The organism is Pseudomonas sp. SbOxS1, from assembly GCF_013416725.1.
Lineage (GTDB): Bacteria > Pseudomonadota > Gammaproteobacteria > Pseudomonadales > Pseudomonadaceae > Aquipseudomonas.
Map to the genome: position 1 here is coordinate 106401 of NZ_JAAVXC010000015.1, position 23453 is coordinate 129853.

Genomic DNA, 23453 nt, shown 5'->3' on the forward strand with positions numbered 1-23453 from the left:
TCCAATGTGGGAGCGAGCCTGCTCGCGATGGCGCCCTCCCGGACACCGCCATTTATTTGCCTAGCTTCCTCAACTCATCCGACTCGACAATCCGCACCCCATCCTGCTCCTCCAGGGCGAGGCGCCACATCGCGCGGGCCAATTGGCAGGCTTCTATGCCTCGGTACTTGCCGGGAATCAGTTTCGACAAGGGCCCGGCGAATTGCTCGCCCAGGCGTGGCTCGGTGCGTTCACCCAGCAGCAATGATGGGCGGCAGATGGTCAACTGCGGCCAGTCCTGCGCGCGCAATGCATGCTCCATCTCGCCTTTGACCCGGTTGTAGAAAATCGACGATCTGCGATCGGCCCCCAGGGCGCTGATCACGATCAGGTGCCGGGCACCCATCTCCCGGGCACGTTTGGCGAAAGCCACCACCATGTCCAGGTCCACCGCGCGAAACGCCTGCTCCGAGCCCGCCTGTTTGATGGTGGTGCCCAGGCAGCAGTAGGCGATGTCGACGCGGCCGTTCAATTGCGGCAGAAATTCAGAGGGATCGCCCACCGGGTTTTCCAGGTGGGGATGCTCGGCCAGCGGGCGGCGCGAGGGGGCCAATACTCGCGATATCGTTGGCTCGTTGAGCAAGCGATCAAGTAAGTGTTCACCGGTCAATCCGGTGGCTCCGGCAAGCAACACGTGCTGAGGCGTCAAGTACATAGTGTTTCTCCCTTGATACTGTTCAGCTTAGTTGTTCTTTGCATCCTTGCTGTCAATGGAGACACTTTGCAGGGCTTTTCTTGCCTGCTGCTTACGTAACAGTTGCCAGTGCGAGAGCACGGTTTTAGGTGCCCAGATCTGCGGTTCGGAGGCTTCGAAATTGTCCGCCAGCTCGCGCTCGGCGACGGTGGCCTTGGCCAATTTGAAGGCTTGCTCCAGGTCGTCGGTCTGGTTCAGCGCCCGGGCGAACAGGGCATCGCCGAAGTAGGTGAAGTTGGCTTCTTCGGAGCAGCCGAAAGACACGCGATCCGCGCGCGAGGCGGTCATGATCAGGGTGCGTTCGTCTTTCAGGGCGGGGATGAAACCGCCGGAGTAGCAGGACGAAATCACGATGATCTTGTCGCGGTTTTTCAGTGGCGCCAGCACGGCGGCCAGCTCGTCGGCCGGTAGATCGGCCAGTTCCATGCGCGGCTGGTCGAGCACCAGTTCATGCTCGCTGGTGCCGTGGCTGGTCAGGTAGATGAAAATCAGGTCTTCCGGGCCACTGCGTTCGGCCAGCGTCTGGGCGGAACGCCGCAGGCTTTCCCGGGTGGCCATCGGTCGGTCGCCGAGGTGGTCGCGATGGTTCACCAGGCGGATCTGGCCATAGGCGCCGAAACGGCTGGTAAGCATGTTGGCGACATAGTCGGATTCGCGCAGGAACACGCTCTGCTTGCCGTCGCCGCCAAGGGTCAGGGTGTAGAGCTCCACCGCCGGGGTCGAGGCAGGAACGTTGGTGAACGCTTCTTCGAGCAAGCGCCCTTGGGCCAGCAAGCCAAGCTCGAGGGTGTCGGGGAGCAATTTGCCCTCGGCGTCGCGCACGCGTTGGCCGTTGATCCAGGTGCCACTGAGCACGGTGCCGTCGGTGAGGACCAGGGTGCCGCGTCCGGAATAACTGTCGTTGTCGAACTGGCCGGTGTAAAAACTGCCGTCGGCCAGGTTCAGGCGGCCTTGGCCGGTGAAGCGCCAATCGCTGAAATGGCCGATGTAATGGCTGCCGTCGGCACCGATCAATTCGCCCTTGCCGTTGAGCGAGCCTTCCTTGAATTGGCCCAGCCATACATCGCCGTCGGCATTTTCATAACGACCCTTGCCGTGCAATTGGCTGTTTTTGAACCCGCCGACATAGATGTCGCCTTCAGCGCTGTTGAAGGTTCCGTTACCTTCGAGCTGACCGTCGACGAAGTGTCCGGTGAATTGATTGCCGCTGCCATCGCTGCGCTGGCCTTCGCCATTGGGCTTGCCGTGGGCGAACTGGCCCTGATAGGCGCTGCCATCTTCGAGCTCCAGGCGGCCGAGCCCCGAGTATTGATCGGCCTTGAATTCGCCGCGGTAGATCATACCGTTTTCTTTGAGGGTGCCTTCGCCGTCGCGTCGGCCAAGCTTGAAGCCGCCGGTATAGCTGCCAGTGCTGGTGGTCAGGCTACCTTGACCATCGAACAGGCCTTGCTTGAACTGGCCGCGATAGACCTCGCCATTGCTGCCATGCCACTCACCCTGGCCATGCCATTGGCCCTGGTCGAACGCGCCGGCGTACCAGCTGCCGTTCGGGTAGTCGATGCGACCCTGGCCCTGCAGCAATCCATTGACCAGGTCACCGCGATAGCGTCCACCGTCCGGCAGGCGGGCGTCCGCGGGCAATAGCGATTCGCCGTCGCCGCAAGCGGTGAGCATCAGGGTCAAGGCGAGGAGTGCAAGTGGGCGCATAGCGGGTTCCGGGCAATTAGGCGACCGAGTATGCCGCAGCTATGTGTCCATATACAGCCGGTAGAAAAGCAGCTGGTGCGAAACAGCGTGTGCTGCTTCGCATCCGGGAGGGCTTACACGAAGCAGAGCGACAGGGATTCGGCGACATACGCCGGTTTGTCCATGCCTTCGATTTCCAGTGTGGCGATGGCCTTGAGCAACAATTGACCGGGTTTTTTCTCGGTGACCTCGGACAGTTCGACCTTGAGGCGCACCTTCGAGTCGACCTTGACCGGCTGAATGAAGCGCACGCTGTCCAGGCCATAGTTGACCACCATCTTCAAGCCTTCTGGCATGACGAGGATGTCTTCCATCAGTTTTGGAATCAGCGACAGCGACAGGAAACCGTGGGCAATGGTGCCGCCAAATGGCGTTTGCGCGGCCTTGACCGGGTCGACATGGATGAACTGGTAGTCCCCTGTGGCTTCGGCGAACAGGTTGATACGCTCCTGGTCGATGGTGAGCCAGTCGGAACTTCCGAGTTCCTTGCCGACATAATCTTTGAGCTCTGCAACAGGTACAAAGGGCATTGAGACTCTCCTTGCGTTCATCGGTTTTATAGTTTTTAGGGTGGGGGGATCTGACCTCCCGGATTACCACTTTAGATCAACATGGCAAAACGCTGCGGTCAACTGACCATGCTTATGGCGAATGCCGGTCCATAGCGCAAGCGTGCTTATAATGCGTGGGCCAATGCGGGTGACGGATTTTTGCGGGAGATCATCGATGTTGTTACGTGGCCTGACCTGGCTGGTGCTGTTCCAATTGCTCGGCACCGCGATCAACCATTTGTTTTTACCCTTCCTGCCGGGACCGATCATCGGCCTGCTGCTGTTACTGATATTCCTGATCGGTCGTGGCCAGGTCGGCGAGCCGCTGAACCTTGCAGCCAGCAGCCTGCTGCGCTACCTGCCATTGCTGCTGGTGCCACCGGCCGTGGGGGTGATGGTGTACGCCACGGATATCGCCGCCGATTTCTGGGCCATTGTTGGCGCGCTGGTGTTGTCATTGTTGCTGTCGATGGCGTTCGCCGGAGTCCTCATGCAGCGCATGGTCAAGCGCCATGTTCACCCTGAGGACGGCCAATGATCCTTGACTGGCACGGCGCCTGGACGTCGGTGATTCACCATCCATTGTTTGGCATCGGCATCACGCTCGGCGCCTATCAGCTGGTGCTGGCGGCGTTCGAGAAAACCCGCTGGATCTTTTTGCAGCCCGTGCTGGTCTCCATGTTGCTGGTGATCGGTGTGCTGGTGGGCTGCGGCCTGACCTACGCCGAGTACCGCAAGAGCACCGAGATCCTGAGCATTCTGCTCGGCCCCGCGACGGTCGCGCTGGCCGTGCCGCTTTACCTCAATCTGCGGCGGATTCGACAGTTGTTCTGGCCGATATTTACTACGCTGGTGATAGGTGGTGTGGTCGCCACGTGCATGGGGGTGCTGTTGGGCTGGTGGTTCGGGGCCGAACACATGATCCTGATGACCATGGCACCGAAATCGGTGACATCGCCTATCGCCATGCTGGTGGCCGAGCAGATTGGCGGGGTCGCCGCGCTGGCGGCGGTGTTCGTGCTGATAACCGGGGTGATCGGGGCGATCTTCGGCCCGAGTCTGTTGACCCGGCTCGGTGTCCACAGCCCCGAGGCCCGCGGCATGGCACTGGGCATGACCGCCCACGCGGTTGGCACGGCGGTGGCGATGCAGGAAAGTGACGAATGTGGCGCCTTCGCGGCGCTGGCGATGAGTTTGATGGGCGTGGCCACGGCGGTCTTCCTGCCGTTGGCGGTGTCGATGGTGGTGTAAGGAATATGTCTATGAGTCTGCCGCTTTTTCCGCTGAACACGGTGCTGTTTCCTGGTTGCATCCTCGACCTGCAGATTTTCGAGGCGCGTTACCTGGACATGATCGGTCGCTGCATGAAACAGGGCGGCGGCTTCGGCGTGGTGTGCATCCTTGAGGGGAGCGAAGTCGGTATCGCGCCGCAGGGCTTTGCCATGGTCGGTTGTGAAGCGCGTATCACCGATTTCCAGCAGCAGGACAATGGCCTGCTGGGGATTCGGGTCGAGGGCGGGCGACGGTTCAAAGTGTTGACCACCGAAGTCCAGCGCGACCAGCTGATCGTTGCCGAGGTCGAATGGCTGGAAGACGAACCCGAGCAACCGCTGCAGGACGAAGATGCCGACCTGGTGGCCTTGCTCAAGGCCCTGGCCGAACACCCGATGGTCGAAGCGCTGAACATGGGCACTGAAGCGGCGGGGCAGCAATCACTGGCCAATCAGCTGGCGTACCTGTTGCCCTTCGCCGAAGAGGACAAGATCGACCTGTTGCAACTCGATGATCCGCAGCAGCGCCTGGATGCGATTCAGGCGTTGCTGGATGAGTTGCAGGGCGAGTTGTTTGCCTGACTCTGCTGGCTAATACGCGTACCGCAACATCGTATGCGGCAAATGCCTCAATACGAAGAACCCGAACAATGCCACCAGCGACGGCAGCACCAGCCACCAGACTTTTGGCGGCAGGGCGTTGAGTGAGGTTTTACGCTGGCTGAGCCACAGGCTCGCCGCGCAGATGCACGACGCCAGCATCGCGCCCGCCAGCACATCCGTCGGCCAGTGGGCGCCGAGATATACCCGCGACAGGGAAATTGCCAGCGCCGGCAGGCACGCCACCAACAGCCAGGTCAGGCGCATGCGCGGGGGTTGGCCGCGGCCGGCCAGTACGGCGAGGGTCAGGAACAGCGCAAACGACCCGGAGGCGTGGCCACTGGGCATGCTGTAGCTGGTCAGCGGGTCGCTCAAGACCTCCGGGCGCACCCGGGCAAAGAAGTGTTTGGTCAGGGTGTTGCCCAAGGCGGTGCAGAGCAGGGTGCTGGTGGCGAAGATCAGCTGTCGCCATTGCCGCGTGATCAGCAGCAGCACCACCAGCAAGGCGCTGAAGATCAGCATGTTGCGGAATTCGCCGATGAGGGTGAAGACCACCGCCACTTCATCGAGCATCGGGCTGCGGTGTTCCTGCACCAGGGTCATCACCCCCTGGTCGAGGGCATTGAGGTGCGGATAGCCGATAAACAGGCCCGCCAGAATCAGCAAGCTCATGCCGGCAATGAACACCGTGGCCTTGCGATGGCGGCGCAGGCTGCTGGTTGCGCTCAGTCCGATCATGAGCGCGATGCTGCCGGCAACGATGCCGGCCTCAGGCCAGAAGCCTTCGGGCAGCGGCAGGCGAATCGCCGCGCCCGTGGCCCAGCCCGGTAGTAGGTAGGCCACCGACCAACCCGCGCCGGCCAGCAGGCTGACCGCGAAAAATCGTGGGAATGGCATGTCGAACATCCCGGCGACCATCGGCAGCATGGGGCGCAAGGGGCCTATGAAGCGCCCGACCAGCAGGCTGGCGATGCCGTAGCGCTGGAAATACGCCTCAGCCCCGGCGATCCATTCCGGGTGATGACGCAAGCCGGGCAGGCGCCGGATGTTCTGGTGGAAATGCCGGCCGAGGAAATACGAGACCACGTCGCCAAGCACGCCGGCGAGAAACCCCAGCAGCAGCGTTTCACTCAGCGACAGTGCGCCGCTGCCGGCCAGTACCGCCACGGCGAACAGCAACACCGTGCCGGGCACGATCAGGCCGGCAATCGCCAGGCATTCCACAAAGGCCACGATGAATACCGCTGCCGCCAGCCATTGCGGGTTGACCGTCAACCAACCGGTCACGCTATCGAGCCATGGGCCCATAAAAACAACTCCATTGAATGTTCAAATGCCCCCTGTAGGAGCGAGCCTGTGGCGAGGGGATTTATCCCCGTTGGGGCGCGAAGCGGCCCCAGAATTCCTTCAGGCAAACCGAGTTATCTGGCTCTGCGACTGCTTCGCAGTCGAGCGGGGATAAATCCCCTCGCCACACAGGCTCGCTCCCACAGGGATTTTCATTGTTCAGGACAGCACAAAATAATCGCGACCTTCGACCTGGCCCCGTCGCAGCGGGTTCCGCGTGCAATAAGCCGCGTAGGCCGCGTCGACGAAGCGGTACAGCAGGTGTTCGTCGCGCCCATGGGGAATGCCCAGGCGGGCGGCCTGGATGACATGGAGGGGTGTCTGGCCGACGTCTTCCACCAGCAGCACCTCATGGTCGAAGCGCTTGGCATCCCAGGCCGGCACCTTCAGGCCCAGGGACTTGCACAGTAGAGTTTGTCCCGCGCAGAGCTTTTGCGAAGGGCGAGGGCGCCCTTGGGCGTCGGGGTTGTTCAGCAGCATTTGCGCCAGGCTCGAAGGTCCGCTTAGTTCATCGACCCAAGGGTAGGCGGATTTGATCAGCACCGCGTTACCCGGACCCTGGGCGCTGAAGTTCAGCGAATCGCCACCGCGGGCGTAATACATATAGATGTGCCCGCCATCCAGAAACAAAGCCTTACGCTTTTCTGTGTAGCCGAGGGAGGCGTGGCTGCCTTTTTCTGCGCAATAGTAGGCTTCTGTCTCGATGATCCGGGCGCTGAGCCACAGATCGCCGACCCGATGACGGATGACTTTACCCAGTAATTCCCGGGCAAGGATTTGCGCGTCACGGTCGAAAAACGCGTCTGGAAGGCCCTTGGGCAGGCTCGCGGAGGTCGAATGAACAGGCAGCTTGGACATGATGGGCAGCGTTTATCAGGGCTGAGTGAGTCGTGATGATAACAATTTGCGGCTTAATCCCGGCTGAACGTCGGCAAATTGCCCTCGATTTCGACCATCCGCCCGTCACCGCTGTTAGTCGGCGGACGCGACAGCTATAATCTGCCGCTTTACTCTTTACCAAGACCTTATCAAAGACCACTCCAGACCATGACTGAGTCCGTTCTTGACTACATGACCCGCTTGGGTCGCGCTGCCCGCGAGGCTTCCCGCGTCATCGGCCGTGCCAGCACCGCGCAGAAAAACCGCGCGTTGCAGGCCGCTGCCAATGCGCTGGATGCAGCCCGCGGCGAATTGACCGCTGCCAATGAGCTGGACCTGGCGGCTGGCCGCGCCAATGGTCTGGAACCAGCCCTGCTCGAGCGCCTGGCGCTGACCCCGGCGCGTATCGACGGCATGATCGTGGGTCTGCGGCAGGTTGCGGCGTTGCCCGATCCGGTCGGCGCGATCCGCGACATGAGCTATCGTCCGTCGGGTATCCAGGTCGGCAAGATGCGTGTGCCGCTGGGTGTGATCGGGATCATCTACGAATCGCGACCGAATGTGACCATCGACGCTGCGAGCCTGTGCCTGAAGTCCGGCAACGCGACCATCCTGCGCGGCGGCTCCGAAGCCATTCATTCCAATCGTGCCATCGCCGCCTGCATCCAGCGCGGCCTGGCCGAGGCCGATCTGCCGGCCGCCGTGGTGCAAGTGGTGGAAACCACCGATCGTGCTGCCGTCGGCGCACTGATCAGCATGCCTGAATACGTCGACGTCATCGTGCCCCGTGGTGGCCGTGGTCTGATCGAGCGCGTCAGTCGTGAGGCCCGGGTGCCGGTGATCAAGCACCTGGACGGTATCTGCCACGTTTACGTGGGCGAGCACGCCGACCTGGCGAAAGCCCAGCGCATCGCATTCAACGCCAAGACCTACCGCTATGGCATCTGCGGCGCGATGGAAACGTTGTTGGTCGATCAAACCGTTGCCAAAGATTTCCTGCCGGCGATGGCTGCCCAGTTCCGCGAAAAAGGCGTCGAACTGCGCGGCTGCGAGCGCACCCGGGCAATCATCGATGCCGTGCCGGCCACTGAAGAAGACTGGAGCACCGAGTACCTGGACGCCATTCTGTCGATCCGCGTGGTCGACGGGCTTGACCAGGCCATCGAGCACATCAACCATTACGGCTCCCATCACACCGATTCGATTGTCAGCGAACACCAGGGCGACACCCGGCGTTTCGTGGCTGAAGTCGATTCTTCGTCGGTGATGATCAACACCCCGACCTGCTTCGCCGATGGCTTCGAATACGGATTGGGTGCCGAGATCGGCATTTCTACTGATAAGCTGCACGCCCGCGGCCCGGTCGGCCTCGAAGGTCTGACCTGCGAGAAGTACGTGGTGGTCGGTGATGGCCAATTGCGCGGACAGGAGCCGGTCTGACTTGGGCGACTTCGACCCGTCAGCCCCGGTAACCGCCAGCGCGCCTCGACCCAGACGCATTGGCGTACTGGGAGGGACCTTCGACCCGGTGCACATCGGCCATTTGCGTGGTGCGCTGGAAGTCGCCGAAACCCTGGCGCTCGATGAGCTGCGCCTGACACCAAATGCCCGGCCACCCCATCGGGGTACGCCGCAGGTGTCGGCCAAGGACCGGCTGGCGATGGTCGAGTGCGCGGTAGCCGGAGTGGCGCCGTTGGTGGTGGACGCCCGCGAATTGCAGCGGGACAAACCGTCCTACACCATTGATACCCTGGAGTCGATGCGCGCCGAAATGCCCGCCGAGACCCAGGTTTTTCTGCTTTTGGGCTGGGACGCATTTTGCGGCCTGCCCACTTGGCACCGCTGGGAAGAGTTGCTCCAGCATTGCCATATCCTGGTGTTGCAACGCCCGGATGCCGACAGCGAACCGCCGGATGCCTTGCGCAACCTGCTGGCAGCGCGCTCGGTGAGCGACCCGCTGGCCCTCAAAGGGTCGAGCGGACAGATTGCATTCGTCTGGCAGACGCCGCTCGCGGTATCCGCCACCCAGATCCGTCAACTGCTGGCCAGCGGTAAGTCGGTACGTTTCCTGGTGCCCGACGCGGTCCTGGCCTACATCGATGCGCACGGACTCTACCGTGCGTCGAACTGAATAGGAGTGCCTCAAGGCACGTGGCAACAACGTGTATTGAAGCGCCCGAACATACGAGCAAAACGAGTTTTATATGACGAGCAACAACGAAAGCAAAGTAAAACGCAAAGGCACATTCAAGAGTGCCCCGCTGCCTGAGAAAGTCCTGGCTGCCGAGCCGCCTAAAGGCGACGAACTGGTCAAGATCGCCGTTGCGGCCCTGGAAGACGTGAAGGCCCAGGACGTGCTGGTCATCGACGTTCGCGACAAGCAGAGCATCACCGACTACATGATCATCGCCACCGGTACCTCCAACCGCCAGATCGGCGCGATGCTGGACAAGGTCCGCGAAGCGGTCAAGGCCCTGGGTATCAAGCCGTTGGGTGAAGAAGGCAAGGGCGACAGCGACTGGGTACTGTTGGACATGGACGACGTGATCGTTCACATGATGACCTCCAATGCCCGCCAGTTCTACGACCTGGAGCGCCTGTGGAAAGGTGCCGAGCAGAGCCGTGCCGCCGATGGCAAGCACCACAGCCCTGAAGTTGGTCACGAGCATTTCACCAAGCTCAACAAAGACCAGGAATAAGGAACGGCTGTGCGACTGCGACTGATCGCCGTCGGTTCACGCATGCCTAAATGGGTGGAAGAAGGCTGGCATGAATATGCCAAGCGTCTTCCGTCCGAGCTGGCGCTGGAACTGGTGGAAATACCGCTCAATACCCGTGGCAAGAACGCCGACGTGGCGCGCTTCATCCGTCAGGAAGGCGAAGCCATGCTGGCCAAGGTCGGGCCCAACGAGCGCGTTGTCACCCTCGAAGTCCACGGCAAGCCCTGGAGCACCGAGCAATTGGCGGTCGAGCTCGATCGCTGGCGGCTGGACTCGCGCACGGTGAATTTCATGGTCGGCGGCCCCGAAGGGCTGGCGCCGGAAGTTTGCGCCCGTGCCGATCAGCGCTGGTCGCTTTCACCGCTGACGTTGCCGCACCCGCTGGTGCGAATCCTCATCGGCGAGCAGCTGTATCGTGCCTGGACAGTGTTGTCCGGCCACCCTTACCACAAGTAGTTCTGCCCTCATGTCCCAACCGATCCGCATTAAGGACCACGAAAAAGACGCCCGTCTGGTGCGTGGCCGCGTCGTGTTCGGGGCCATTGCAGTGGTGCTGCTGATTGGTGTGCTGATCGCGCGCCTGTATTTCCTGCAGGTCATCCAGTACGAATACCACTCGACCCTGTCGGAAAACAACCGCGTCCATGTGCAGCCGATTCCGCCGACTCGCGGGTTGATTTTCGACCGCAATGGCGTGGTGATTGCCGACAACCGGCCCAGCTTCAGCCTGAGCATGACCCGCGAACGCTCTGGCGACTGGCAGCAAGTGCTCGATGTGATCGTCGAGGTGTTGGAGCTGACGCCCGAGGACCGGGTGATTTTCGAGAAGCGCATGCGCCAGGGGCGACGGCCGTTCGAGCCGGTGCCCATCCTGTTTGAATTGACCGAAGAGCAGATCGCCCGGATTGCCGTGAACCAGTTCCGGCTGCCCGGGGTGGAAGTGGTCGCGCAACTGGTCCGTCACTATCCGCAGGGTGCGCACTTCGCGCACTCGGTGGGTTACATGGGGCGGATCAACGAGAAAGAGTTGAAATCGCTCGACCCGGTCAATTACAGCGGCACCCACCACATCGGCAAAACCGGCATCGAGCGCTTCTACGAGCCGGAATTGCACGGACAGGTGGGTTACGAGGAAGTCGAGACCAACGCTCGGGGCCGTGTATTGCGGGTGCTCAAGCGTACCGAACCGATTTCCGGCAAGGACATCGTCCTGAGCCTGGACATCAAGCTGCAGGAAGCCGCCGAAGCTGCGCTCGGTGGTCGTCGTGGCGCAGTGGTGGCGCTGGACCCGAAAACCGGCGAAGTGCTGGCGATGGTCAGCCAGCCGAGTTTCGACCCGAACCTGTTCGTCACCGGCATCAGCTTCAAGGCCTATTCCGAGCTGCGCGACTCCATCGACCGGCCGCTGTTCAACCGTGTCCTGCGTGGCCTGTACCCGCCGGGTTCGACCATCAAGCCGGCGGTAGCGATCGCCGGGCTGGATGCGGGCGTGGTGACCGCTTCATCCCGGGTGTTCGACCCGGGTTACTACATGTTGCCCAACTACGACCACAAATACCGTAACTGGAACCGTACCGGCGACGGCTTCGTCGACCTGGATACGGCGATCATGCGCTCCAACGATACCTACTTCTATGACCTGGCCCACAAGCTGGGGATCGATCGGTTGTCGGCCTACATGACCAAGTTCGGTATTGGCCAGAAGGTTTCCCTGGACATGTTCGAAGAATCGCCGGGATTGATGCCGACCCGGGAATGGAAACGTGCGACCCGCAGGCAAGCGTGGTTCCCGGGTGAAACGCTGATTCTGGGGATCGGGCAGGGCTACATGCAGTCGACGCCATTGCAGCTGGCCCAGGCCACGGCACTGGTGGCCAACAAAGGCGTGTGGAACCGCCCGCACCTGGCCAAGACCATCGAAGGCCAGAAACCGGTGGATGAAAACCCGATGCCGGACATCGTCCTGCGCGATCCGTCGGACTGGACGCGGGTCAACCATGGCATGCAGCAGGTCATGCACGGCGCCCGAGGCACCGCGCGCAAGGCCTCGATCGGCGCGCAATACCGGATTGCCGGCAAGAGTGGTACGGCCCAGGTGGTGGCGATCAAGCAAGGCGAGAAGTACGACCGTTCCAAGGTCCAGGAGCGTCATCGCGACCACGCCCTGTTCGTTGGCTTCGCGCCGGCCGACGATCCGAAGATCGTGGTGTCGGTGATGGTGGAGAACGGTGAATCCGGCTCCGGCGTGGCCGCGCCGGTGGTGCGTCAAGTCATGGACGCCTGGCTGCTGGACCAGAACGGTCATCTCAAGGCCGAATACGCCAGCCCTACTACCGCAGAGGCTTCCGCCCGTGATGAATAACTTCGATCGCATGCTCTCCAGCGAGGATGTGATGCGCCGCCGTGCCACGCTGTTGCAGCGTCTGCACATCGATGGACCGTTGCTGATCCTGTTGCTGACACTCGCCGCCGGCAGCCTGTTCGTGCTGTATTCGGCCAGTGGCAAAAGCTGGGACCTGCTGGCCAAGCAAGCCACTTCGTTCGGTATCGGCCTGGTGTCGATGATTGTCATCGCCCAGTTCGAGCCGCGTTTCATGGCGCGCTGGGTGCCGCTGGGTTATGTGGTGGGGGTGCTGCTGCTGCTGGTGGTGGACATCATGGGGCATAACGCCATGGGTGCCACACGCTGGATCAACATTCCGGGGGTCATCCGCTTCCAGCCTTCGGAGTTCATGAAGATCCTCATGCCGGCGACCATCGCCTGGTACCTGTCCAAGCGCACGTTGCCGCCGCAGCTCAAGCACGTGGGCGTCAGCCTGATGCTGATTGGCGTGCCGTTCATCCTGATCGTGCGCCAGCCCGACCTCGGCACGTCGCTGCTGATTCTGGCCGGCGGTGCCTTCGTACTGTTCATGGGTGGTCTGCGCTGGCGCTGGATTCTCAGTGTGCTGGCGGCCGCCGTGCCCGTGGCTATTGCCATGTGGTTCTTCATCATGCACGACTACCAGAAGCAGCGAATCCTGACGTTCCTCGACCCGGAAAGCGATCCGCTGGGTACCGGCTGGAACATCATCCAGTCCAAGGCCGCGATCGGTTCCGGTGGCGTGTTTGGCAAGGGCTGGTTGCTGGGTACCCAGTCGCACCTGGATTTCCTGCCGGAAAGCCACACCGACTTCATCATCGCGGTGCTGGGGGAAGAGTTCGGCCTGGTGGGCATTTGCGCGCTGCTGCTGATCTACCTGCTGTTGATCGGTCGTGGGCTGGTGATTACCGCCCAGGCGCAGACATTGTTCGGCAAGTTGCTGGCGGGCGCCTTGACCATGACGTTTTTTGTGTATGTTTTCGTCAACATCGGTATGGTCAGCGGCCTGTTGCCGGTGGTGGGGGTGCCGTTGCCGTTCATTAGCTACGGAGGAACTTCGCTGGTGACGCTGCTGTCAGCGTTTGGGGTTTTGATGTCGATCCATACCCATCGCAAGTGGATCGCGCAGGTTTGAATAAGGTGAAGAGTTCAATGCAAGCAATGCGTGGCTGGGCGACTCGATACGCGCCATGGGTCAGCCTGGTAAGCATCCTTGGTACTGCGCAGCTAGCGGTGGCCGGCGATTACGAAGGCTCGCCCCAAGTGGCCGAGTTCGTCGGCGAGATGACCCGCGACTATGGTTTCGCCGGTGAACAGCTGATGGGCGTGTTCCGCGACGCTCAGCGCAAGCAATCGATCCTCGACGCCATTTCGAAACCCGCCGAACGGGTCAAACAGTGGAACGAATACCGGCCGATGTTCATCACCGATGCCCGGATTGCCCGTGGCGTCGACTTCTGGCGGCAGCACGAGGCCGTGCTGGCCCGTGCCGAGCAGGAATACGGCGTACCGGCGCAGGTGATTGTCTCGATTATTGGCGTTGAAACCTTTTTCGGTCGTAATACCGGAAATTTCCGGGTGATCGACGCCTTGTCGACACTCGGTTTCGACTATCCTCCCCGTGCCGAATTTTTCCGCAAGGAATTGCGTGAATTCCTGCTGCTGGCCCGGGAAGAGCAGGTCGACCCGCTGACCCTCAAGGGTTCCTACGCCGGTGCCATGGGCTTACCGCAGTTCATGCCCAGCAGCTTTCGCGCCTATGCGGTGGACTTCGACGCCGACGGCCACATCAATATCTGGAACAACCCGGACGATGCCATCGGCAGCGTCGCCAGTTATTTCAAGCAACACGGCTGGGTCGCCGGCGAACCGGTGGTCAGTCGCGCCGACGTGCGGGGCGAACAGGTGGACGAAGGTTTGACCACCGGTATCGAGCCGACTAAAACCGTCGGAGAGTTGCGGGGGCTGGGCTGGTCAAGTCATGATGCGCTGCGCGATGATATGCCAGTTACCGCATTCCGCCTGGAAGGCGACAATGGCCCTGAATACTGGATGGGCCTGAAGAATTTCTACGCGATTACGCGTTATAACCGCAGCGTGATGTACGCCATGGCCGTACATCAACTGTCTGAACAGCTGGTCCAAGCACGGGGCGTCAAGTAATGCGGGCATTGCCTATGAATAAACCCCTGAAGCTGATGGCATTTGCCGCGTTGGCAGTGCTGGTCGCCAGTTGTTCGACCAGTCGCGCGCCGGCGCAGAAGTCTTCCACCGCCGTGCGCTCGACGCCGGGGCTGGACATCAACCGCGCCCACAAGGATGGCGCGCCATGGTGGGACGTTGATGTATCGCGCATCCCGGATGCCACGCCGACCCTGCACACCGGCCCGTACAAGGCCGCCCCTTACTCTGTATTGGGCAAAACCTATTTTCCGTTGCAAGAGTCCAAGACCTACGTGCAGTCAGGTACCGCTTCCTGGTACGGCACCAAGTTCCACGGTCAGAACACCGCCAACGGCGAAGTCTATGACTTGTACGGTATGAGCGCCGCACACAAGACCTTGCCGCTGCCGAGTTACGTCCGGGTGACCAACCTGGACAACAACAAGACTGTGATCCTGCGGGTCAATGACCGCGGTCCTTTCTATTCCGACCGGATCATCGACCTGTCGTACGCGGCCGCCAAGAAACTCGGCTACGCCGAAACCGGCACCGCGCGGGTCAAGGTCGAAGGCATCGACCCGCAGCAATGGTGGGCTGCCAAGGGCCGTCCGGCGCCTTTGATGCTCAATGAGCCGAAAGTCGCGCAGAATAGCGCCCCGGTGATCACGGCCTCGGCCGGCACCGTCGAGCAATGGACGCCTCCGCCGCAGCAACATGCCGCCCCCGTTGTCCCGGTACAACTGGATGCAAAAAAAAACGCTTCTGCACCAGCGTCTGGCCAGTATCTGCAGGTGGGCGCGTTCGCCAACCCGGACGCTGCCGAACTGCTGAGGTCCAAGCTCAGCGGGATGGTGAGCGCTCCGGTGTTCATCAGCTCGATCGTGCGCAATCAACAGACACTGCATCGGGTGCGCCTGGGGCCGATCGGTTCGCCGGGTGAAATCCAGCAGGTGCAGAACAGTGTGCGCCTGGCCAACCTGGGTTCGCCGAGTGTCGTGACCGAGTAATACGTAGAACTTGATTGACGGTTCATCTGCGGTTTTGGGGGGTGGACCAGGTTGTTGGCTCTTTTAAGAACAAAAACCCGGCAAGGGTTACAGAGTGAGCAGCTGAACACGCGATGGCCCGTTAGAAGGCCGTCTGAATAGTTTTGCCTTCGGGCAAGTTTCCATTAGCGATTTCGAGAGACGGATGAACATCACCACCTTTGCCAAACGCCTGTGCCTTTTAGTCCCGCTGCTCCTCTCGCCTGCCGCATTCGCGGTCGAGATGATGCCGTCGCCACCGCAACTGGCCGCCAAGGCCTACGTGCTCATGGACGCCAGCAGCGGCAACGTGCTGGTCGAGAACAATGGTGACCAGCGTCTGCCGCCAGCCAGCCTGACCAAGCTGATGACCGCGTACATCGCGACCCTCGAAATCCGTCGTGGCCAGATCGGTGAAAACGATCCTGTTACCGTCAGCGAAAACGCCTGGCGTACCGGCGGTTCGCGGATGTTCATCAAGGTCGGCTCGCAAGTGACCGTCAGCGACCTGCTGCACGGCATCATCATCCAGTCGGGTAACGACGCCAGCGTGGCACTGTCCGAACACATCGCCGGCAGCGAAGACGCGTTCGCCGACATGATGAACAAGACCGTGGCTGACCTGGGCATGACCAACAGCCACTTCATGAACCCGACCGGCCTGCCGAACCCGGAACACTACTCGTCGGCTCACGACATGGCAGTGCTGGCCCGCGCGATCATCCACGAAGATCCGGCTCACTACGCGATCTACTCGCAGAAAGAGTTTTTCTGGAACGGCATCAAGCAACCGAACCGCAACCTGCTGCTGTGGCGCGACAAGACGGTCGATGGCCTGAAAACCGGCCACACCGACGAAGCCGGCTACTGCATGGTGTCTTCGGCCGTGCGTGACGGCATGCGCCTGATCGCCGTGGTGTTCGGCACCAACAGCGAAGTGGCTCGCGCCGCCGAGACCCAGAAACTGCTGACCTACGGTTTCCGCTTCTTCGAAACCCAGACTTTCTATCAGAAAGGTGCCGAGCTGGCCCAGGCGCCTGTGTGGAAGGGCTCCACCAATCAAGTCAAGGCCGGCCTGGCTGAAGACCTGACCATGACCCTGCCGAAAGGCCAGCTGAAAAAGCTCGCCGCCAGCATGACCATGAACCCGCAACTGGTTGCGCCAATCGCCAAGGGCGACGTGATCGGTAAAGTCGAAGTCAAACTGGAAGACAAGGTGGTGCACAGCGCCGACCTGATCGCTCTGGATGGCGTCGAAGAGGGTGGTATCTTCCGTCGCATGTGGGATAGCATCCGTCTATTCTTCTACGGCTTGTTCAACTGATAGTGTGCTCCTGCAAGGCCTCGTGCTGATCCGGCGCGGGGCCTTGTCGTCGCCACGGCTTACGCTTACGAGGCCGTTACGCCATGACCGATACCGAAGTAAAGGCGCCTAAGATCGAATTCCCCAACGTTGATTACCCGGTTAAGGTGATCAGCGATACCGGTGTGGGCAACAAAGACAAGATCATCGCGATCGTCCAGAAACACGCGACGATCAACCATGACCGCGTGGATGAACGCCAGAGCACCAACGGCAAGTACACCACGATCCAGTTGCACATCGTCGCGACCGACCAGGACCAGCTGTACAACATCAACAGCGAACTGCGGGCTACCGGTTTCGTGCACATGGTGCTGTGATGTCCGGTACGTTGGGCTTTCGCGAGCTTGGCCAGATGGCTTACGAGCCCGTCTGGCACGCGATGCAGCGCTTCACCAACGAACGCGGCAGCGATGCCGCCGACGAGATCTGGCTGGTCGAGCACCCGCCGGTCTTCACCCAGGGCCAGGCCGGCAAGGCCGAGCACTTGCTGGTACCGGGGGATATCCCGGTGGTGCAGGTCGATCGCGGTGGCCAGGTCACGTACCACGGCCCCGGGCAACTGGTGGCTTACCTGTTGCTGGACGTGCGCAAGCTGGGTTTCGGCGTGCGGGACCTGGTGACTCGCATGGAGTCATGCCTGATCGAGCTGCTTGCCAGCTACGGCGTGACGGCGGCGGCCAAGCCCGATGCACCGGGTGTGTACGTCAATGGCGCGAAAATCGCTTCACTGGGTCTGCGGATCCGCCACGGTTGTTCCTTTCATGGCCTGGCCCTGAACGTGGACATGAACCTGGAACCGTTTCGACGGATTAATCCCTGCGGCTACGCCGGGCTGGCGATGACCCAGCTGAGCGATCACGCAGGATCGATTGAATTTGCCGAGGTAAGTGCCCGGCTGCGCGCGCAGCTCGTCAAACACCTCGACTATGCTGAGCAGACGACCCTCACGGGCGGAATCGACTGATATGACTACTGATGCAGTGCAAACCGTAATCCCGACGCTTGATGTCTCCGAGCGCCCGGCCCCGCGTCCCAAGGTTGAAGCCGGCGTCAAGCTGCGCGGCGCCGAGAAGGTTGCACGCATCCCGGTAAAGATCATTCCGACCACCGAACTGCCGAAGAAGCCTGACTGGATTCGTGTGCGTATCCCGGTCTCTCCGGAAGTCGACCGTATCAAGGCGCTGCTGCGCAAACACAAGCTGCACAGCGTGTGCGAAGAAGCGTCCTGCCCGAACCTGGGTGAATGCTTCTCCGGCGGCACCGCGACCTTCATGATCATGGGCGACATCTGCACCCGTCGCTGCCCGTTCTGCGACGTTGGCCACGGCCGTCCGAAGCCACTGGATGTCAACGAGCCGGAAAGCCTGGCCATCGCCATCGCCGACCTGCGTTTGAAGTACGTGGTGATCACCTCGGTAGACCGCGACGACCTGCGTGACGGCGGTGCCCAGCACTTTGCCGACTGCATCCGTGAAATCCGCAAGCTGTCGCCGAACGTGCAGCTCGAAACCCTGGTCCCGGACTACCGTGGCCGCATGGACATCGCGCTGGAAATCACCGCCGCCGAGCCGCCAGATGTGTTCAACCACAACCTGGAGACCGTACCGCGCCTGTACAAGGCAGCACGTCCTGGTTCGGACTACCAGTGGTCGCTGACCCTGCTGCAACGCTTCAAGCAGATGATGCCGCACATCCCGACCAAATCTGGCCTGATGCTGGGCTTGGGTGAAACCGACGAAGAAGTCATCGAAGTGATGAAGCGCATGCGCGAGCACGACATCGACATGCTGACCCTGGGCCAGTACCTGCAACCATCGCGCAGCCACTTGCCGGTGCAGCGCTTCGTGCACCCGGACACCTTCGCCTGGTTCGCCGAGGAAGGTTACAAGATGGGCTTCAAGAACGTAGCTTCCGGTCCTCTGGTCCGTTCTTCGTACCATGCCGACGAGCAGGCCAAGCTGGTCAAGGCCGAGTTGATGTCGTCCTGATTCGGCCATGAAAAAACAGCCCGCAACGTTCAATTGGCCTTGCGGGCTTTTTTTGTTTGTCTTACAGGGACATCAGTCTTTTCCTGCGACTGTGCAATGCTTGATCCGCTTCTGTTTGTCTGCGTTCCTGACTAATGTGTGTTCGATGTTTTCACGCAGGGAGATCCATGGATGAACGCAAGACCTGACCCGAGGCTGCTTCCTCATACGCCTGTTCCGGCCTTGCCGATGCAAGGGCTGATCGGTGTTATCGCGCCTGCGGGTCCGGCCGCGCTGGACACCAAGAAAGCCATCGCCTGGATGCGCGCTCGTGGGTATTCGCTGCGGATATTCCCCGGGGTGTTCGAGAAGGACGGCTATCTGGCCGGTAGCGACGAGGTGCGACTCAATGACCTTCACGCCGCGTTCACCGACCCAGAGGTCGATGCCATCATTTGCCTGCGCGGCGGATACGGTACGCCGCGGTTGCTTGATCGCATCGATTTTCCGCTGCTGCGCCAAAACGCCAAGCCATTCATCGGCTACAGCGACATCACCGCGCTGCATTTGGCGATCAGCCGCTACGCAGGTTTCGTAACCTTCCATGGTCCGCTGCTCAACGCCGATCTGCTGGGTGAGCGGCTGCCACCGACCGAGTCCTCGTTCTTCAACATGCTCAGAGGGCAGTGCAGGGCCGGTATGGAGCTGGCCCATCCGGTTGGCCGCCCCTTGACCACGATCGTGCCCGGTGTGGCTTATGGGCGCCTCCTGGGCGGCAACCTGTCGATGATTGCCGCGACGATGGGCACGCCTTACGAGATCGATGCCGCGGGTGTCATCCTGTTCATCGAAGACATCAACGAGCCGCTGTATCGCATCGATCGCCTGCTGACCCATCTGCGCCTGGCAGGGGTGTTGCACAAGCTGCGTGGAGTTCTGGTGGGTGACATAGCGGGGGTAGAGGCCCAAGCCCTGGACCGATTGCTCAAGCAGACCCTGGAGCCCTTGTGCATCCCGGTACTGTCCGGCTGGCGCAGCGGGCACTGCAATCCGAACCTGACGCTGCCTATGGGCGCGTTGGTGAAGCTGGATGCGGGGAGCCAGCAGCTGTTTCTGGAGCAGAATGTGGTAAGGCGCTAGAGAATCCAGGCTTTTGTAGGAGCGAGCCTGCTCGCTCCTACAAAAATCATGGTGTTCGCAGGAACTGTAGGAGCCGGCTTGCCGGCGAAGGCGGCCTTGAATCTTGTATCGGGCTTGCGGGCCTCTTCGCTGGCAAGCCAGCTCCTACAAGGTACATGGAGGCGTTTAGCGGTTACGCAATCCTTCCAACAACTTGTGCGTCGGATAACCATCCGCCGGCCAGCCAAACGACTGCTGGGCGCTGCGGATCGCCTTGCGGGTATTGGCGCCGATGATCCCGTCGGCGGTGCCCGCGTCGTAGTTCTGCGCACTCAGCAGGTTTTGTAGTTCGATCCGCTCGGAGCGGCTCAGGGGCAGATCATCCTTGGGCCACGTGCCGCTGATCAACCCTGCGCCATTGAAGCGCTCGGAGAGCAGGCTCACCGCCAGGGCGTAGGACGACGAGTTGTTGTACTTGAGAATCGCGCGGAAGTTGTCGAGCACCAGGAAGGCCGGGCCGCGATAGCCTGCCGGCAACAGCAGCGCCGCGGACAGTTGCTCGGAGCCAGCCGGGAACTGGCCACCGTTGGGCAGCACTACGCCCAGTTGCCGCCATTCGGCGACGCTCTTGCGAATCGAGCCATCGGCGAGGACGTAGTTGAAGCTGCCCGGCAGTTGCACTTCGAATCCCCAAGGCTGGCCTTTTTGCCAGCCGGAGCTTTGCAGGTAGTGGGCGGTCGACGCCAGGGCGTCGGTGGCGCTACCCCAGATGTCGCGGCGTCCGTCGCCATCAAAGTCCACGGCGTGGGTGTTGTAGGTGGTCGGGATGAACTGGGTCTGGCCCATGGCGCCCGCCCAGGAACCCAGCATTTTCTCGGGTTCGATATCGCCTTGCTGGAGGATTTGCAGGGCGGCGATCAATTGCGCATGAGCGAAACCCGGGCGGCGGCCTTCGTAGGCCAGGGTTGCCAGTGAGTTGATCACCGACTTGCTGCCCTGGAACTGGCCGAAGTTGCTTTCCATGCCCCACACCGCGACCAGCGCCTGGCGGTCGACGCCGTAGCGTTGTTCGATGCTTTGCAGGATGCCGGCGTACTGGTCGACCAATGCCTGGCCCTTGCGAACGCGCAGCGGCGACAAGGCGCCATCAAGGTATTCCCACACCGGTTTTGCGAATTCCGGTTGGCTGCGGTCGGCGCGGATCACGGCCGGGTCAAAGCTGACATTGGCGAAGGCGCGGTCGAACAGGTCTGCACGGATACCGGCGGCCAGGGCGTCCTTGCGAAAACCCGCCTGCCATTCGGCGAAGGTCTGGGTTGGCTGGATGTCGAGGTTTTCGCCGCTCGGAACCACGGGCGCTATGACCGCGGGGGCGGTGGCGACAGGGAGGGTCTGAATCGGCTGGGCGTCGGCGGCGGTGGGTTTTTCCGCGCAGGCGACGAGCAAGATGAGGCTGGAGGCAGCAATCAATTGGCGAAATTGCCAACGACGGGAAAGACAAAGGGGCATGCACGGGTCCAGGGAAAACGAATCAGGTACAGACCTTAACATGTTGAGCGGATGCTTGCCTTTCAGGCCGCCAGAAAGTAAGAAGCCTCCCAGTTGTCAGACTGGAAGGCTTCGCGGCGGTAGCTGCCTTTGCCTTTGCCGGCGCGTTCCTGGCGGCTGCGGAACAATGGCTGGGCGACGATGGATTTGGCCTTGTTGGGGCCATGTTTAGATGGCTTTTTGCACATGATTGGCGCTCGCAAGTGAGTGGTTTTTGCGGGGCAAATCATCGGCTCATGCGAGGCTTCTGTCTAGTCCCTACATTGTGTAGGACCTTTCGGACGCCATTCGCTGTAGGAGCGAGGTTTGCCCGCGAACGAACGCGCCTCGGTCAAAAGCCTTACTCTGCAGGCAGCGACAATCTCTGTCCAGCCATCAACAACGTCAACCGACTCAAGCTCATCCACGGCGAACCCGCCGCCTGGCCCTTGATCTGCGCGTCGATGCGCTGGGCTTCGAGCAACAATTGCGCCCAGCGTTGCGCCGAATAGCGCTGCAGGGCCTTGCTCATCAGCGGTTTACGCTTGTCCCAAACCGGCGGCCTGGCCTGGCTGAAGGCCTTGTCCAGTGGCGTACCCTGGCTGTACTGCAACGAAATATTGGCCAGCAGGCGCAGTTCCCGGGCCAAGGCCCAGAGAATCACCGGGGGCTCGACACCCTCACCGCGAAGCCCTTCGAGCATGCGCAGTGCATGGGCGGCCTCGCCATTGAGAATGGCGTCGGTCAAGCCGAAAACGTCGAAGCGCGCACTGTCAGCCACCGCGGCCTGCACGGTTTCGATGGTGATCTGGCCGCCTTCGGCCATCAGCTTGAGTTTTTCGATTTCCTGGGCCGCTGCCAGCAGGTTGCCCTCGACCTGGGCGGCGATCAGCTCGACGGCGTCCTGGCTGGCGGAGAGACCGGCCTGGGACAGGCGTTGACGAATCCAGCTGGGCAACTGGCTGGCATCCACCGGCCAGATCTGCACGAACTGGGTCTGTTGGCCTTCGACCAGCGCCTTGCCCCATTTGGTTTTCTGCGCGCTGCCATCGAGCTTCGGCAGGCTGATCAACAGCACCGTGTCTTCAGCCGGTCGCGAGCAGTATTCAATGAGTGCGGCTGCACCTTTATCGCCGGGCTTGCCCGAAGGCAGGCGCAGTTCCAGCAGGCGTTTTTCGGCGAACAGCGACATGCTGGCGCCGGCTTGCAGCAAGGTACCCCAGTCGAAACTGGCGTCGGCGGCGAACACCTGGCGTTCGTCGAAGCCTTGTTGGCGGGCGGCCGCGCGGATGGCGTCGGCAGCTTCCTGGCAGAGCAAAGGGTCATCGCCACTGATGACGTAGACCGGCGCGAGGGCGCCTTGCAGGTGTTTGGCGAGTTGGGCGGGAGCAAGCTTCATAGGAGGGGGCAAACGGGGCGCCAGAGCGCCCCGTAAGTCTTACTGCCGAGGCAGTTCGATGGGCGACTGACGCGGCGTGTTCGCCTCAGCCTTCTGCGCCGCTTCCAGCGCCGCGGCTTCCGCCTTGGCCTTGGCTTCGGCAGTCTGCTGCAACTGGTCCAGCTGGGCCGGGGTGAATTGCTGTAGGCGCAACATCATGCGTTGAACCAGCTCGCGACGCATTTCCTTGCGGGCGTCGCTTGCTTCCTGGTCGGAACCTACCAGGTTGTTGCCGTCATGGATGAACACCTTCTGCACTTCGAGCTTGTCGCTCAGCAGCTGCAGGTCGCCCTGGCCGCGAATGTCATAGTTGAGCACCGTGCTCAGTTGATACTCGCCAGTGCGACCGGCGCCAGCGTAGCTGAGGATGCGCTGGGATTCCTGCTGGTTGGTCAGGATGAGTTTGTAAGGGGCGCCGTTGTAAACCTTGACGCCGCTGCTTACCAGCGCCTGGCGCAGTTGCGTCACGGTATCGCCGTAAGCGTCGCGGGCGCTCAGGTCGAGTTCCTTGAGCGCCAGGTCGGTAGTGCCGGTACCACGCAGCTGGAAACCACAGGCGCTCAACAGGACCGCGAGGCCTATCACCAGCAAGTTGCGTTTGATCATTGTGTTGCTCCCCTTGAAACCATGTGGGCCAAT

The 23453-nt window shown here is 61.4% G+C and carries 25 protein-coding genes; 16 read left to right on the forward strand and 9 right to left on the reverse strand.

All coding sequences use genetic code 11. The features are described 5' to 3' along the window. Nucleotides 1-52: 52 nt before the first annotated feature. The 3 genes from HFK74_RS16970 to HFK74_RS16980 all read right to left on the reverse strand — a co-directional run bounded on the left by HFK74_RS16970 (nt 53) and on the right by HFK74_RS16980 (nt 3009). Nucleotides 53-694: an oxidoreductase gene (locus HFK74_RS16970; RefSeq protein WP_180204462.1), complete on the reverse strand. Its 642-nt coding sequence runs from the start codon at nt 692-694 to the stop codon at nt 53-55. Nucleotides 695-721: 27 nt separating this feature from the next. Continuing rightward, nucleotides 722-2440 carry a C13 family peptidase gene (locus tag HFK74_RS16975; RefSeq protein WP_180204463.1) on the reverse strand — a complete coding sequence of 573 codons (1719 nt, stop codon included), beginning with the start codon at nt 2438-2440 and terminating at the stop codon, nt 722-724. Nucleotides 2441-2553: 113 nt separating this feature from the next. Continuing rightward, on the reverse strand, nt 2554-3009 hold the full coding sequence (locus HFK74_RS16980; protein WP_180204464.1) for a MaoC family dehydratase: 456 nt from the start codon (nt 3007-3009) through the stop codon (nt 2554-2556). A 196-nt stretch (nt 3010-3205) separates the two neighbouring features. Between HFK74_RS16980 and HFK74_RS16985 the strand changes: the two genes are divergently transcribed. Genes HFK74_RS16985 through HFK74_RS16995 form a run of 3 tightly spaced genes read left to right on the forward strand, consistent with a single transcriptional unit; the run spans nt 3206 to nt 4883 of the window. Then, nucleotides 3206-3568: a CidA/LrgA family protein gene (locus HFK74_RS16985; RefSeq protein WP_180204465.1), complete on the forward strand. Its 363-nt coding sequence runs from the start codon at nt 3206-3208 to the stop codon at nt 3566-3568. Continuing rightward, on the forward strand, nt 3565-4281 hold the full coding sequence (locus HFK74_RS16990) for an LrgB family protein (RefSeq protein ID WP_008065952.1): 717 nt from the start codon (nt 3565-3567) through the stop codon (nt 4279-4281). Before HFK74_RS16985 ends, HFK74_RS16990 begins: the two co-directional genes overlap by 4 nt. A gap of 11 nt (nt 4282-4292) precedes the next feature. Next, nucleotides 4293-4883 (forward strand): LON peptidase substrate-binding domain-containing protein, encoded by a 591-nt coding sequence (locus HFK74_RS16995; protein WP_180204466.1) that lies wholly within the window; start codon nt 4293-4295, stop codon nt 4881-4883. 9 nt (nt 4884-4892) lie between these two features. Here the strand turns inward: HFK74_RS16995 and HFK74_RS17000 are convergent, their stop codons facing one another. Beyond that, nucleotides 4893-6209 (reverse strand): bifunctional DedA family/phosphatase PAP2 family protein, encoded by a 1317-nt coding sequence (locus HFK74_RS17000; RefSeq protein WP_180204467.1) that lies wholly within the window; start codon nt 6207-6209, stop codon nt 4893-4895. A 198-nt stretch (nt 6210-6407) separates the two neighbouring features. Further along, nucleotides 6408-7106, reverse strand: a complete 699-nt coding sequence (locus HFK74_RS17005) for a DNA-3-methyladenine glycosylase (RefSeq protein ID WP_180204468.1) — start codon at nt 7104-7106, stop codon at nt 6408-6410. 189 nt (nt 7107-7295) lie between these two features. Between HFK74_RS17005 and HFK74_RS17010 the strand changes: the two genes are divergently transcribed. The 13 genes from HFK74_RS17010 to HFK74_RS17070 all read left to right on the forward strand — a co-directional run bounded on the left by HFK74_RS17010 (nt 7296) and on the right by HFK74_RS17070 (nt 19870). Beyond that, nucleotides 7296-8567 (forward strand): glutamate-5-semialdehyde dehydrogenase, encoded by a 1272-nt coding sequence (locus HFK74_RS17010; RefSeq protein WP_180204469.1) that lies wholly within the window; start codon nt 7296-7298, stop codon nt 8565-8567. Nucleotide 8568: 1 nt separating this feature from the next. Next, a complete protein-coding gene (gene nadD, locus HFK74_RS17015) occupies nt 8569-9258 on the forward strand; it encodes a nicotinate-nucleotide adenylyltransferase (RefSeq protein ID WP_180204470.1) in 690 nt (229 codons plus the stop codon). 73 nt (nt 9259-9331) lie between these two features. Beyond that, nucleotides 9332-9826: a ribosome silencing factor gene (rsfS, locus tag HFK74_RS17020; RefSeq protein ID WP_008065972.1), complete on the forward strand. Its 495-nt coding sequence runs from the start codon at nt 9332-9334 to the stop codon at nt 9824-9826. A gap of 9 nt (nt 9827-9835) precedes the next feature. Further along, on the forward strand, nt 9836-10303 hold the full coding sequence (rlmH, locus tag HFK74_RS17025) for a 23S rRNA (pseudouridine(1915)-N(3))-methyltransferase RlmH (RefSeq protein ID WP_007937439.1): 468 nt from the start codon (nt 9836-9838) through the stop codon (nt 10301-10303). 10 nt (nt 10304-10313) lie between these two features. Beyond that, nucleotides 10314-12209 (forward strand): penicillin-binding protein 2, encoded by a 1896-nt coding sequence (gene mrdA, locus HFK74_RS17030; protein ID WP_180204471.1) that lies wholly within the window; start codon nt 10314-10316, stop codon nt 12207-12209. Between the two features lie 31 nt (nt 12210-12240). Continuing rightward, the gene (rodA, locus tag HFK74_RS17035) at nt 12241-13344 is read left to right on the forward strand and encodes a rod shape-determining protein RodA (protein WP_050562653.1); all 1104 of its coding nucleotides are present in this window, start codon (nt 12241-12243) and stop codon (nt 13342-13344) included. 17 nt (nt 13345-13361) lie between these two features. Then, on the forward strand, nt 13362-14372 hold the full coding sequence (gene mltB / locus HFK74_RS17040; RefSeq protein WP_180204472.1) for a lytic murein transglycosylase B: 1011 nt from the start codon (nt 13362-13364) through the stop codon (nt 14370-14372). After that, the gene (locus HFK74_RS17045) at nt 14372-15379 is read left to right on the forward strand and encodes a septal ring lytic transglycosylase RlpA family protein (RefSeq protein WP_180204473.1); all 1008 of its coding nucleotides are present in this window, start codon (nt 14372-14374) and stop codon (nt 15377-15379) included. Before mltB ends, HFK74_RS17045 begins: the two co-directional genes overlap by 1 nt. Nucleotides 15380-15563: 184 nt before the next feature. Further along, nucleotides 15564-16721 carry a D-alanyl-D-alanine carboxypeptidase family protein gene (locus HFK74_RS17050; protein WP_008065981.1) on the forward strand — a complete coding sequence of 386 codons (1158 nt, stop codon included), beginning with the start codon at nt 15564-15566 and terminating at the stop codon, nt 16719-16721. Nucleotides 16722-16804: 83 nt separating this feature from the next. Next, entirely contained in the window at nt 16805-17080 is a 276-nt protein-coding gene (locus HFK74_RS17055) for a DUF493 domain-containing protein (RefSeq protein ID WP_008065984.1), read from the forward strand. Continuing rightward, nucleotides 17080-17727, forward strand: coding sequence for a lipoyl(octanoyl) transferase LipB (lipB, locus tag HFK74_RS17060; RefSeq protein ID WP_008065985.1), 648 nt, complete (start codon nt 17080-17082; stop codon nt 17725-17727). The genes HFK74_RS17055 and lipB overlap by 1 nt, the downstream gene beginning before the upstream one ends. 1 nt (nt 17728) lies before the next feature. Beyond that, a complete protein-coding gene (gene lipA / locus HFK74_RS17065) occupies nt 17729-18751 on the forward strand; it encodes a lipoyl synthase (protein WP_178131831.1) in 1023 nt (340 codons plus the stop codon). Nucleotides 18752-18922: 171 nt separating this feature from the next. Continuing rightward, nucleotides 18923-19870: an LD-carboxypeptidase gene (locus tag HFK74_RS17070; protein ID WP_180204474.1), complete on the forward strand. Its 948-nt coding sequence runs from the start codon at nt 18923-18925 to the stop codon at nt 19868-19870. A 165-nt stretch (nt 19871-20035) separates the two neighbouring features. Here the strand turns inward: HFK74_RS17070 and HFK74_RS17075 are convergent, their stop codons facing one another. From HFK74_RS17075 to lptE, 4 genes are all read right to left on the reverse strand, one after another. Then, entirely contained in the window at nt 20036-21358 is a 1323-nt protein-coding gene (locus HFK74_RS17075; RefSeq protein WP_180204475.1) for a lytic murein transglycosylase, read from the reverse strand. Nucleotides 21359-21420: 62 nt separating this feature from the next. Continuing rightward, a complete protein-coding gene (gene arfA / locus HFK74_RS17080) occupies nt 21421-21585 on the reverse strand; it encodes an alternative ribosome rescue factor ArfA (protein WP_180204476.1) in 165 nt (54 codons plus the stop codon). A 152-nt stretch (nt 21586-21737) separates the two neighbouring features. Next, nucleotides 21738-22775: a DNA polymerase III subunit delta gene (holA, locus tag HFK74_RS17085; RefSeq protein ID WP_180204477.1), complete on the reverse strand. Its 1038-nt coding sequence runs from the start codon at nt 22773-22775 to the stop codon at nt 21738-21740. Nucleotides 22776-22814: 39 nt separating this feature from the next. Then, on the reverse strand, nt 22815-23420 hold the full coding sequence (gene lptE / locus HFK74_RS17090; RefSeq protein WP_180204478.1) for an LPS assembly lipoprotein LptE: 606 nt from the start codon (nt 23418-23420) through the stop codon (nt 22815-22817). Between the last annotated feature and the right edge of the window lie 33 nt (nt 23421-23453).